Genomic DNA, 11,549 nt, shown 5'->3' on the forward strand with positions numbered 1-11,549 from the left:
GCCTGGTTCACGCATTGCTGCTACTGTACCTGACTAGATCGAAAAAGGCTGTATTCCATTCCACAAATTTTCGGAAAGATAGGATTAATGAAGAAAAGGGAACTAGTGGGAAGAGCCAACAGACATTTGTTTAAATGAGCAGGGAGGCGTCCAAATTGTTTCTGACCAAGTGTTTTTGGCTTAACCTATTCCTGTTACTTCTTCTACCCTCAATCCTGCCCTGATTGGCTGCAAAGTCGCATACATTTATCATGACGCAATCTCTCGTGCCTATTATTCTCGCGGGTGGTAAAGGTGAGCGGTTTTGGCCGCTTAGCCGTAAACATCGTCCAAAGCAATTTTTAAGTCTAGATGGAAGTGGTCGTAGCCTTTTGCAGGCAACAGCTGAGCGATTGCTCAACGTCGCTGGTGGATGGGAGCATTTGTTTGTTGTCACGGCGTCTCATTTAGAAGAGGGAGTGCGATCGCAGCTTCCCCAATTGCCTGCTCAAAATCTATTGGTCGAACCAGAAGGGCGAGACACCGCTCCAGCTGTAGCTTGGAGTACGTTAGAGGTAGCGAAACGCTATGGTGAATCAGTATTGACTGGATTTTTTCCAGCCGACCACTGGATTGATAATCAGGCAGCGTTTGAGCAGACGTTAGAGGCAGCGTCAAACGTAGCACGTCAAACCGATGCGATCGTGACGTTGGGAATCACGCCCACCCATGCGGCAACGGGCTACGGCTATATCGAACAGGGCGAGAAGCTGGGGGTATTTGGCGCGTCTTCCTGCCCTGCTTACCGCGTTGATCGCTTTACTGAAAAGCCTGATCTCGAGACTGCCGAGGCGTTTTTAAAGAGCGGTCGGTTTAGCTGGAATGGCGGCATGTTCGTCTTCCGAGCCGAGGTTGCGCTGAAGGAGTTACGCCACCATGCTTCAGACATTCTTTTACCGTTAGAAGAACGGGGGATCGAAGCCTATTCAACCATTCCGAAGAAGAGTATTGATTACGCTCTAATGGAAAAAACGAACTGCGCCTATGTATTACCCGTAACCTTCGGGTGGGACGATTTGGGAGATTGGGCAGCGATGGAGCGACTGCTCAAGAGCGAGAATCTCAATGTAGAGTTGGCGCATCATGTCGGTTTAGACACGCGAGGAGCGCTGTTTTACGCGACCAATGAAGACGATCTGTTTGTCACGATTGGGCTTGAAGACACCGTGATTGTACGAGACGGCAAAGTCACTTTAATTGTTAAGAAGGACCGGACGCAAGACATTAAAGATGTGCTGCGATCGCTTCAGTCTCACCCTGAATATGAGGATTTGCTATAGATTCAACGGTAAACATTAGAAGGCTGAACGGAGCAGGTCTAATCCGTCCAGCCTTCGCATTTGCTAAAAAATCCGTTGCCAATTTACGGGTGAGAGAAGCTCATTGCTTCGTCTGCGGTACGATCTGAAGTTCGACTCTGCCGCTACTGTCTCCACTGACTGCCACTTGCTGATCGTCTAATTTACCGCTTGCTTTCGGTCCAGCAATGCTAAATGGCGGATTCTGCTGGTTATAGTTCACATTTCCGTTAGCTTCAAACTGTTGAGTCTCAAGAAACCAAGTGACTTGATTGGCTGTTAGTTGAGATTGGTTTTTTTCGCCGATCCCGCGCACATTGCCATCGAGTCGAGCGACATTTTGGGCCAAATCTAAATTGCCTGCATTGGCGGTGATCGTCGTTTGTTGCACCGGATTGACAATCGTGACGGGCTGATTGGCGCTTAGGGTTTCGGTATCAATATTCCAGGTCAACAAGTTACCACTGATATTGAGATTTGAGGCTTTGATGGCGATTTTGGCATTGTCACGGAGGTTGACAGTTTTTGTTTTGAGATCGACATCACCTGCGTTCGCACTGCCTACATCGGTGATCACTTTATTCTGATAGCGCTCTACCTGAATCGGGCGATCACCCACCACCTTTTCTTGTTTGGTATCCCAAATGAGATGCTCAGTTTGCAGTTTCATTTGTGGATCTTTCACCGTGGCGACAATCTGCCCTGAGACATCGACTTTGTTCTCACGGGTTAAAAAACGCCCTTGTTTTGCGGCGATCTGCATCTGTTTGTGATTGCCCGTGAACTTGTTGCGAATAAACATCACATTCTCAGTCGGACGCCATTCGACTTCATTGCCCTTAAAGACCGAGCCATCTTTGACATCGGTTGCAGTGATCTCACCTTTCAGGACGACCGATTTACCGTCTTGCTGAATCTCGCTCTTTTGAGCATCAATTTTGTAAATTGGTTTACCGTCTTGATAGAGTTCACCCTTGGGCTCCACCACGATGGCGTTTCGCTTATCCTCACTGTAGGTGGCTTGTTTTGCCTTCACCTTCCACCACAGTTGCCCTTTTTCGTCGGCTTCTTGAAGCGTGACATTGTTAAAGGTGAGATTGCTATCAAACTTTTGGGCTTCTTGCGCCTCTTGAGCCAGCTTTTCAGCGGACTGATTGCGTTTAGAACAGGCTCCAGCTCCAACCAAGAGTGGGATGAGAAGGAGGGTTAGGGCAATTCTGTTTGGGGTGAATGCTTTGCAGTTGCGCTTCGCGCTAATCGTACGGCTCAAGTTGCAGTCCTCAATCGATAACAACACTCACAAAAATAGTAGAACTCAAAACAATGGGGCAGCTTCCTCTACTCTTCTACTGTAGACGGAATGACTGCCCCAAAAGATCCCGTGTAACGTAGCGCTACAGTCCATGCTCCTCGGCTGAATCGTCCATCAGACTAATTCCAGAAAGCGGACGGTAGGTATAGCTGCGAGCCGTTTTTTGAATGTCTTCTTTGATACCGTCAAGGTCAATATAGCGATCGGCAACATTGATTAAACTATCGCTGGTCATCGATCGCAGGCTAACCACCTCAACCCGGACTCCCCGATAGCTCACGGCATTCACAGCGTAGGCCAGATCGCCATCTCCACTGACTAGAACAGCAGTATCATAAGAGCCAACCAGCGACATCATGTCAACTGCAATCTCAACGTCCAGATTTGCTTTTTTCGAGCCGTCTGGCAGTTGAACCAAATCTTTAGAAATGACTCGGTAGCCATTGCGCCGCATCCACAGCAAAAAGCCTTGCTGTTTCTCGTTCGTGCGATCAACACCAGTGTAAAAGAACGATCGCAGCAATCGAGATCCAGAAGTGAGGCGCACGAGCAGTTTGGTGTAATCGATTTCGATGCCAAGCTGCAATGCTGCATAGAACAAGTTTGAGCCATCAATAAAAATGGCAACTCTGCCCCGATTTTCAAGAACTTGCTCTGGCGAAAATACGGTCTCTGGCTCGTGATTTAAAGGGTTCAACACAGGTGCTATACCTCGATTTTTATGAGTGTTATTGATGCGAAATCTGCAAATTTGACTATTTTGTTGTCTTGTTCTGTGATCTTCAAGATGAGGGAGCATCCGGAAGTTCTAGCTTCTGAAACACAGGCTGGGGATCGTCAAGCGGTTGGCCCGCCTGAAGCAGTCCCCAAGTTTTGTGATGAGCAAAGGTGCTTGCATCGTCGATTGAATTGACGTTGGTTGAATTGGCATTGTTAAAGTCAATGGCATACCCCAACTGTTGGTAAATCGCCGTACTAACCTTTGGAACAATGGGTGACAGAAGATACGCCGCTAAGCGCACCGATTCTAGAACCACATAGAGTACTTGCTCGACGGCGGCTTGGTTGCCCTGTTTATAGAGCTTCCAAGGCGCTTGGTCATCAATGTACTTATTTCCCATCCGCACAAGAGTGAGGATTTCGGTGCAGGCAACGCTGAAGGCGAGAGCGTCGTAAGCCCTAATCACGCGATCGCCCAGTTCAACTCCAGTTGCCTTCAGTGGATTCTCTACTAAAATGCTATCACTGGATACATTGGGAACTTCACCGCCGCAATATTTATGCGCCATTCGCAATGTTCTGTTGAGTAAGTTCCCTAAATCATTTGCAAGGTCAGCGTTGAGAATATTCACAAATCGAGCTTCGTCAAAAACGCCATCTCGCCCAAACTCAATTTCTTTGAGGAAATAGTAACGAACGGCGTCGGAGCCATAGCGCTCGACCAACGCGATCGGATCAATCACATTTCCCATGCTCTTGCCCATTTTGACGCCGTCGCGGACGAGAAAACCATGACCAAAGATACGATGGGGCAACGGCAAGTCGGCAGACATTAGCATAGCCGGCCAATACACCGCATGAAATCTCAGAATGTCTTTGCCAATTAGATGGGTGTTGATGGGATACCACCGAGACAGAGCATTGGCTAAGGTTGGAGCCTGATCGGGTTCGAGGAGGGCGGTGATGTAACCGAGCAACGCATCAAACCAAACATAAATAGTGTGGTTGGGATTGACCGGAACGGGAAATCCCCAATCGACGTTGATGCGGGAGATCGAAAAATCCCGTAAACCTTGACTTACAAAGTTTAGGACTTCATTGCGGCGGCTCTCTGGCAAGATAAACTCAGGATGCTCTTGGTAGAGCTTTTCCAAGCGTTCTTGGTAGTTCGACAGCCGAAAGAAATAGTTTTCTTCGTCGCGCCATTCTGCTTGTTTGTTGACGTGAATCGCGCAGTGGTGATCCTCTAGCAGTTCGCGTTCTTCTTTAAATTCTTCACAAGAAACGCAGTACCAGCCTTTTTGCTGATTGATATAGATGTCGCCGCGATCCCAAACACGGCCAAAAAATTCTTTGACAATTGCCTCGTGCCGTTCGTCTGTTGTCCGGATAAAGCGATCGTAGCGAATGTCTAACCGTTCCCAGAGCGCTTTAAAGCCTTCAACGATCAAATCGCAGTGTTCCTTTGGGGTGCGTCCAAGACTTTCTGCCGTGCGTTGAATTTTCTGACCGTGTTCGTCGCTGCCCGTGACAAACAGCGTCGGCGTCCCTCGCAACCGATTAAACCGCGCGATCGCGTCCGCCGCAATGGTTGGATAAGCACTCCCAATATGAGGCAAATCGTTCACATAGTAGAGAGGCGTCGTAATTGTAAATGGGGTGTTTTCGAGAGCTTCAGAAGTCATAGATAAATTTAAATAACCCCAATGTTATGAAATCTCATAGACGGGGCACATCGTGTTTATAAACACAGACACCAGGTGAAAGGGTTCACTAATAAGATATACCCTCTAAGAAATACGGAACCGTACTTCTAAAATCATCCTTTAGTAGCCTCACCCATTTTAACTACCTCTGCTATGCAGTTCTGATCGAAAATCTTAAATTTTAAGAAAGGTATAGGCTTGGAAACCTTACTTCAAGCCATTGAGGCTTTAGCAACATTCTAGTTAAAGCTTTAGCATACTTGGGGGTTTTGATTAACCTATGACTGTGATTAGAATGATTGTGATTAGAATTTCTTCTTAGTCCAATATTGAAACTCAACTTCTACAGAAGAATTAGTTTTTTAGTGCCTAACCTGTACCTTAAGAAGCTTGTTACGCTTGGTAAAGTACTGTTAACAAGTGAGAGTACATTCTTAGTATTCAACGTATTCAACCGTTTGGATTGGAGTTCATGCCTTTTGACCGTCCGCTTCAGGTGTCGCGATTACTGCTAACAGCGATCGGAACTCGTTTATATACCCACTATGGCGATCGCGTGCCGCGCCAAGGCTCGGTTTTGGTGGTGAGCAATCACCGCAGCTTTTTAGACGCGCCGCTCCTGATGGCAGCACTGAACCGTCCGATTCGATTTGCCTGCCACCACTACATGGGTCAGGTGCCGGTCATGCGAGAAGTGGTGACTGAGTTGGGCGGATGCTTTCCGCTCGAAAGTCTAGAGCATCGCCAGCAGAGTTTTTTTGAGCAGGCGATCACGTTACTCAAAACGCAGCAAGTCGTGGGCTTGTTTCCAGAAGGAACACCGCCGATGATTCACAGCCCAGAGCGGACTGAAGTGGGTCGGTTTCATCGCGGATTTGCCCATTTAGCGCTAAGAGCGCCCGTTCCAGATCTGGCCATTTTGCCGGTTGCGATCGCGTCTCAAGCCGAAACAAGCAACTCTGCCGTTCCCCTGAGATTACTCAGTTTGTTTGATCCCTCCGAACCCTTATTTGCTCAAGATGGATGGCATCCGATGATTTTGTATCAACGGGTGAATCTTTTGATTGGGCGTCCGATTTGGGTCACTCCCGCGCAGCGAGAGAAGTATCAGGGCAAATACGCTAAGTCAATGGTTAAAGACTTCAGCGATCGTTGTCATGCTGAAATCAGTGATCTCCTCCGCCAAGGGTGTTACTAATGAACAAGGAGTAGGGCTTAGGGAACCTTAAATTTAAGCAGCTCTGTTCCGATGTACACGTTGTAACTCTGCACCTCATTCTCTCTCCATCATGCGTCCCACCCCCCCTTGTTTCATCACCCCCAAAGTTCTCAGACCCGAACTTCCTCTGTTTGTGTTTTTGCCCGGAATGGACGGCACAGGTCAGTTGCTTCGAGCGCAGACTACTGGGTTGGAAGCTCGATTTGATGTTCGGTGTTTGGCGATTCCGCCGACTGACCTGACGAGTTGGGAGCAATTGGCAAAGCAGGTCATCCAGTTGGTTGAAGCTGAGGTTGCAGATTATTCAGAACGTCCAATTTATCTATGCGGCGAGTCGTTTGGTGGCTGTTTGGCGATGAAGGTTGCTGTGCTTGCGCCTCAGCTATTTCGCCGCCTAATTCTAGTTAATCCAGCATCTTCGTTTGGTCGTAGGCCGTGGATTGCGTGGGGAGCGCAGATCAGTCGCCATTTACCAGAGCTTGCCTATCAAGTCTCATCGGTGACATTTTTGCCTTTATTAGCCTCGTTTGGGCGGATTGCCGAGGAAGATCGCCAAGCGTTAGTGGAAGCGGTGCAAACGGTGCCGCAGAAAACGTCGGTTTGGCGGATGAGGCTGCTGTCGCGGTTTCAGGTTCCTGTGGAGGAGTTGCAGGCGTTGGATCTGCCAACATTAATTTTGGCGAGTACTAAAGACAGGTTACTACCGTCTTTAACAGAGGCATATCGGCTGAAGGAAGCGTTTCAGGATGCGCGAGTTGTAGCATTGCCCGAGAGCGGACATACCTGCTTGCTGGAGAAAAATGTGAATTTACTTGAGATTTTGCAAACGAGTGGATTTTTAGAGGCGAAAAGTCAATTGCCGGTGTCGTAAGGGCACGGCATGCCATACCTCTACAAGAACCTGTCGCTTAGCCACCGTATACGATTTCGTTGCGAACTGTTGCTCTTAATGTCGATCGTCGCGCCTTTACCCACGCACTCGGTTGAACCATGTCTGCCGACGATTTGCCCCAGTGCTGCTGCAAGGTTTGCAGTAGAATATCCTGCTGTTTTCGCAGTGCGGTGATTTCGGTTCCACGATTAATGATGGCGAACTGGACTAATCCGCGATCGCGCGTAGGCAACACGCCCGCTAAAGCGCTCACTTCGTTCAGCGTTCCGGTTTTCACCACCGATTGTTCTGGCATGGACCGCTCTTCTAACGTTGTGCCAATTCCTTCTAGACCCGCTACCGGAAACAAATCGCCTAAAGTGAGATCGCTGGAGTGAATGGAGCGATCAATCGCCGCAAACAACGCACACGCGGCGTGAGCCGACAATCGATTGTCCATGCTTAAACCGGAGCCGTTGACAAACTGAATCTCGTCGGCACCCAGTCCAGATGCATCTGCCGCTTTTTGCATCATGACTTGAACTCCGCCCATCGTCTCGGTTAGCAGTTGCGACATTTCGTTATTGCTGTGGATGTTCATGTATTTGAGCAAATCCGTCAACGGGAGCGACCGATGGCGCATTAGTACCGTTTGGGTTGGAGGAGGAGACGTAACTCGAACCGATCCTGCGATCGCCACCGTCGGACGCGGTGTTTTGGCTGGCAAAACCGCAAATTCTGCTTCGATTTCGTCATTCCATTGTTGAGAATTCAAACTTTTTTTCAAGTCATTGCCCGACGTGACAGGATTGGGGTCGAAGTTCATCATGAATCGTCCTGTGATGATCAGATCTCCCGTGATTCGAGTGATGCCAATTTTATTGAGAGCATTCCCGAGCGCGATCGCGTCTTCCCACACAAACAAGGGGTCGCCCTTTCCTTCAACGACCAAGTCTCCCTGCAATTCTCCGTTCTGGATCTGCCCCGTTGCCAAGATGGGCGTTTCAAACTGGTACGCGGCTCCCCAGGTCTCAAGTGCCGCCAGCGACGTTGCGATTTTGGTCAGCGAGGCGGCAGGCATCGCCATCGTTCCTTGATTGCTCGCCAGTAGCGTTGCGCCCGACTGAATCCAAATGCCCTGAGACGATGCCTCTAATCCTTGGCTCGTTAGTTGCTTAAGATACTGCTGCATGATCGCATCGGTAGAAGCATCCGTTGAGGGCACGAGTTGCCAATCGAGTTGAGTCGCCGTTTGCCATGGATCGAGCGACGGCGGCAAGCCCGCCATTTTAAGCCATGCAGACACTAAGCCCGCACTAAACAATTCCAGCAAGTCAGCACTCCTGATCAAGGTGTAGGGTATAGAGTGTAGCGTACGGAAACGAGGGCAATGGCGAAGGCTGATCCCAATCGGATTTTGCGACGGATGCCGATCGCAGTGGGCATGTTAGGAGGAATTTTACTGTTGACGAATCGGGTGTTGACCCCGACGTTGACAGGCTCTCAAGCACGAGTGGATGCCCTCGGCGTTATTTTAAGCGCGGTGTTGATTTTAACAGGATTGCTGTGGCAGCAGGTGCAAGCTAGAACGCCTGACAGTGTGCAGCTTGTGGGAGAAGAAGGATTTGAACTCGCTCCATTGCCCGATGACGTGAAAGCAGAACTTGCTTGGGCATCGCATATTTTGTTAACCAACACGGTGACAAAATCGCTCATTATTTGGTATGGCGGTCAGGTTCTGTTGCGACGTGGTGTTTTAGCGCCAACAGCAGAAGTCAAACCCGGAGCGATTCTACAACGAGTGCTGGATAAGAAGAAACCCATCTACCTCGTTGCGCTCAGTGTCTATCCGGGGCGCATCGAGTTTGATTACCTACCCGAAAATACTCAAGGTGTGATCTGTCAGCCGATCGGGTCAGATGGCGTTTTGATTTTAGGAGCCAATGCGCCGCGTAGTTACACCAAACAAGACGAAAATTGGGTTGCCGCGATCGCAGAGAAACTCGACTATGCCCTCGCGCGCGTCAACTCCCAGAACTGATAATCCTCTGACGGACAAATCACGCTACCTTAGTCATAGTTCTAGAAAAGTCGCAATGCTATGGATGCCATGATTGCTTTGTACTGGTTCTTAGTTGCTGTGATGGTCGTAGGGATTATCGGCGCGATCGTGCCGGGCATTCCAGGCATCAGTCTCATCTTGGCAGCCGTTGTCATTTGGGGCGTCGTCAAAGGATTTGCAGCGGTTAGCGTGGCATTGCCTGTTGCGATCGCGGTTTTTGTGGTCAGTTTAGGCGTCGATTTTCTTGCCACTTATTGGGGAGCCAAAAAAGCAGGCGCAAGTAATTGGGGGCAAGTCGGCGCGATCGTTGGATTCATTCTCGGCTTTCTTGGCTTCTTACCGACGATTCCAATTGGTGGCCCAATTGGGGTGATTGTTGGAATTTTATTAGGTCCGCTCCTCGGTGCCATCATCGGAGAATTTCTCTATCGCAGAGATTTGATGATTGCGATTAAAGCAGGAATGGGAATTGTTGTTGGCTCTGTATTGGGGAACTTGCTGCAAGGCATCTTTGCGATCGCAACGGTCGGCATTTTTCTCTACACTACTTTTTCAGCCGCAACTGGCAGTTAACCCAAATCATCTTCAGTCAGTCCAGCATCATGAAAGATGCTCTTCAGAGTTCCTTTTGGAAGATCACGATTGCTATGCACGGGAATTGAAAGAATAGCTTGAACATTCTTTTTAACGTAAATATGATGGCTACCAGTGACGCGCTTTAGCTCTCAGCCTTGCTTCTCAACAATTTTGCCCAAGGTTCTGCCTGAAATCGCTTTCACAAGGATAACTCAACCACCTGCTTTTCTGGTTCAAGCTCTTCCCGCTCACTGGCAACTTCCAGCCAGCCTTGAATTGCATCTTGCAACATTTCTAACAAGTGTTCGTAACTGTTGCCCCAGGTGTGGCAACCAGGGAGAGCAGGTACAGAGCCGCACCAAACGTCGTCTTCCTGCCAAACTACTGCCTTAATCTTCACAATTAAGATCCTCTATGCAAGGCTATTTTCCAACTTTAAAGCATTGTGCTGCCTCGCTTAAGCTATATGAAGCTAACTATCGAGCGCAGCACAATGATCACGTAGCGTTGAGGCTAACCTTCCCATAGCAGATATGGTTGGAAGTACAAGCTTTACATACTAAGTCTTCGCTACCAATTGAACAATCCCAAGGTTTCGTCAACATTCAGCATGAGATTGAGATTTTGAATCGCGGCTCCTGATGCGCCCTTGCCCAGGTTATCCAGGCGAGCTACGAGGAGCGCTTCTTGAGTCGCGTCATTGGCAAAGACAACGATCTGCACGACGTTAGTTCCGATCATTGCCGTTGCGTCCAAAAATGCCCCGTCTCGCAGCACGGAGGAATCCTGAAAGGGAATGACTTGGATAAACTGTTCCCCTTGGTAGTAGTCTGCGATCGCATGGTGAATCTCTTGTCCCGACGGCGGATTGTCTAACGTCCAAAGCGGCAGCGGCACTTGAACCAACATTCCCTGCTCAAAATCTCCTACAGAAGGCACAAATAGCGGCGGCGTGGCTAAGCCAGAATAATGCTGCATTTCCTTAACGTGCTTGTGCCCAAACTGCGTTCCATAAATGCCGTAGGGATAGGCTGACCCTTTAGAACGCTGCGCTTCATCTTGCTGAGTGTGAAATGTGTCGTACTGCTTGATCAGACTTTTGCCGCCACCAGAGTAGCCTGACACCGCATTGATCGTTACGGGAAAGCGATCGCTTAGCAGTCCGCTCGCAATCAACGGACGAATGCAGCTCAAAAATCCAGTTGGATAGCAGCCTGGAACGCTGACAAATTGAGCATTCGCTACTTTCTCGCGCTGCCCTGGATTCAGTTCGGGGAAGCCATAGACCCAGCCCTCAGCCGTTCGATGGGCAGTACTCGCATCCAAAATTTTCACAGTTGGGTTGCTGACAAAGCTCACTGCCTCACGTGCAGCCTCATCTGGCAAGCAGAGGATGGCAACATCAACGGCATTGATTAGTTCTGCTCGCGCCGTTGCATCTTTGCGCTGAGACGGATCTAGACTGACTAGTTCGATATCGTCTCGTTGATTTAGCCGAGCGCAGATTTGTAAGCCTGTCGTTCCTGCTTCTCCATCAATGAAAACCTTGGGTTTAGTCATCTTGCGAGGGATGCCTTCAGTGGTGCAAACGCTTGAATGTGCCAACGTTTAGAGCAAACGAGCTACTCTAGAACTTCTCGATTTTACAGCATTGGTTGACTGCGATCGGGCAAATAGGATACTGCCATCTTGGCGTTGCCCAATAAAGAATGATTCAAGTAGATACTGGAATCCGACGATGCTTGA

General features: G+C 49.0%; 11 protein-coding genes and 1 pseudogene. 5 read left to right on the forward strand and 7 right to left on the reverse strand.

All coding sequences use genetic code 11. The annotated features are described in order from the left end of the window. Positions 1-251 precede the first annotated feature (251 nt). The gene (locus AC5JLB_RS07975; RefSeq protein WP_495873296.1) at positions 252-1,319 is read left to right on the forward strand and encodes a mannose-1-phosphate guanylyltransferase; all 1,068 of its coding nucleotides are present in this window, start codon (positions 252-254) and stop codon (positions 1,317-1,319) included. A 100-nt stretch (positions 1,320-1,419) separates the two neighbouring features. On the opposite strand, the gene lptC is transcribed toward AC5JLB_RS07975, so the two are convergent. From lptC to metG, 3 genes are all read right to left on the reverse strand, one after another. Continuing rightward, on the reverse strand, positions 1,420-2,607 hold the full coding sequence (lptC, locus tag AC5JLB_RS07980) for an LPS export ABC transporter periplasmic protein LptC (protein ID WP_495873297.1): 1,188 nt from the start codon (positions 2,605-2,607) through the stop codon (positions 1,420-1,422). 124 nt (positions 2,608-2,731) lie between these two features. Next, entirely contained in the window at positions 2,732-3,349 is a 618-nt protein-coding gene (locus AC5JLB_RS07985; RefSeq protein WP_495694300.1) for a LabA-like NYN domain-containing protein, read from the reverse strand. Between the two features lie 82 nt (positions 3,350-3,431). Then, a complete protein-coding gene (metG, locus tag AC5JLB_RS07990) occupies positions 3,432-5,054 on the reverse strand; it encodes a methionine--tRNA ligase (RefSeq protein WP_495873298.1) in 1,623 nt (540 codons plus the stop codon). A gap of 493 nt (positions 5,055-5,547) precedes the next feature. Here metG and AC5JLB_RS07995 point away from each other — a divergent pair, with 493 nt between their 5' ends. Both AC5JLB_RS07995 and AC5JLB_RS08000 read left to right on the forward strand, forming a co-directional pair. Beyond that, complete coding sequence (locus AC5JLB_RS07995) at positions 5,548-6,273, forward strand: lysophospholipid acyltransferase family protein (RefSeq protein ID WP_495873299.1); 726 nt, start codon at positions 5,548-5,550, stop codon at positions 6,271-6,273. 91 nt (positions 6,274-6,364) lie between these two features. Beyond that, positions 6,365-7,165 (forward strand): alpha/beta fold hydrolase, encoded by an 801-nt coding sequence (locus tag AC5JLB_RS08000; protein WP_495873300.1) that lies wholly within the window; start codon positions 6,365-6,367, stop codon positions 7,163-7,165. Positions 7,166-7,202: 37 nt separating this feature from the next. Here the strand turns inward: AC5JLB_RS08000 and AC5JLB_RS08005 are convergent, their stop codons facing one another. Continuing rightward, the gene (locus AC5JLB_RS08005) at positions 7,203-8,516 is read right to left on the reverse strand and encodes a D-alanyl-D-alanine carboxypeptidase (RefSeq protein WP_495873301.1); all 1,314 of its coding nucleotides are present in this window, start codon (positions 8,514-8,516) and stop codon (positions 7,203-7,205) included. Positions 8,517-8,555: 39 nt separating this feature from the next. Between AC5JLB_RS08005 and AC5JLB_RS08010 the strand changes: the two genes are divergently transcribed. Continuing rightward, entirely contained in the window at positions 8,556-9,206 is a 651-nt protein-coding gene (locus AC5JLB_RS08010) for a cofactor assembly of complex C subunit B (protein WP_495873302.1), read from the forward strand. 60 nt (positions 9,207-9,266) lie between these two features. After that, positions 9,267-9,800, forward strand: coding sequence for a DUF456 domain-containing protein (locus AC5JLB_RS08015; protein WP_495873303.1), 534 nt, complete (start codon positions 9,267-9,269; stop codon positions 9,798-9,800). Here AC5JLB_RS08015 and AC5JLB_RS08020 read toward each other — a convergent pair. From AC5JLB_RS08020 to argC, 3 genes and pseudogenes are all read right to left on the reverse strand, one after another. Then, positions 9,797-9,940: pseudogene (locus AC5JLB_RS08020) on the reverse strand (type II toxin-antitoxin system HicA family toxin); the annotation flags it as partial. The gene AC5JLB_RS08015 and the pseudogene AC5JLB_RS08020 overlap by 4 nt on opposite strands. Positions 9,941-10,002: 62 nt before the next feature. Further along, positions 10,003-10,203: a type II toxin-antitoxin system HicB family antitoxin gene (locus AC5JLB_RS08025; RefSeq protein WP_495873304.1), complete on the reverse strand. Its 201-nt coding sequence runs from the start codon at positions 10,201-10,203 to the stop codon at positions 10,003-10,005. 170 nt (positions 10,204-10,373) lie between these two features. Further along, positions 10,374-11,363 (reverse strand): N-acetyl-gamma-glutamyl-phosphate reductase, encoded by a 990-nt coding sequence (argC, locus tag AC5JLB_RS08030; protein ID WP_495873305.1) that lies wholly within the window; start codon positions 11,361-11,363, stop codon positions 10,374-10,376. Between the last annotated feature and the right edge of the window lie 186 nt (positions 11,364-11,549).

The organism is Myxacorys chilensis (genome assembly GCF_059505265.1).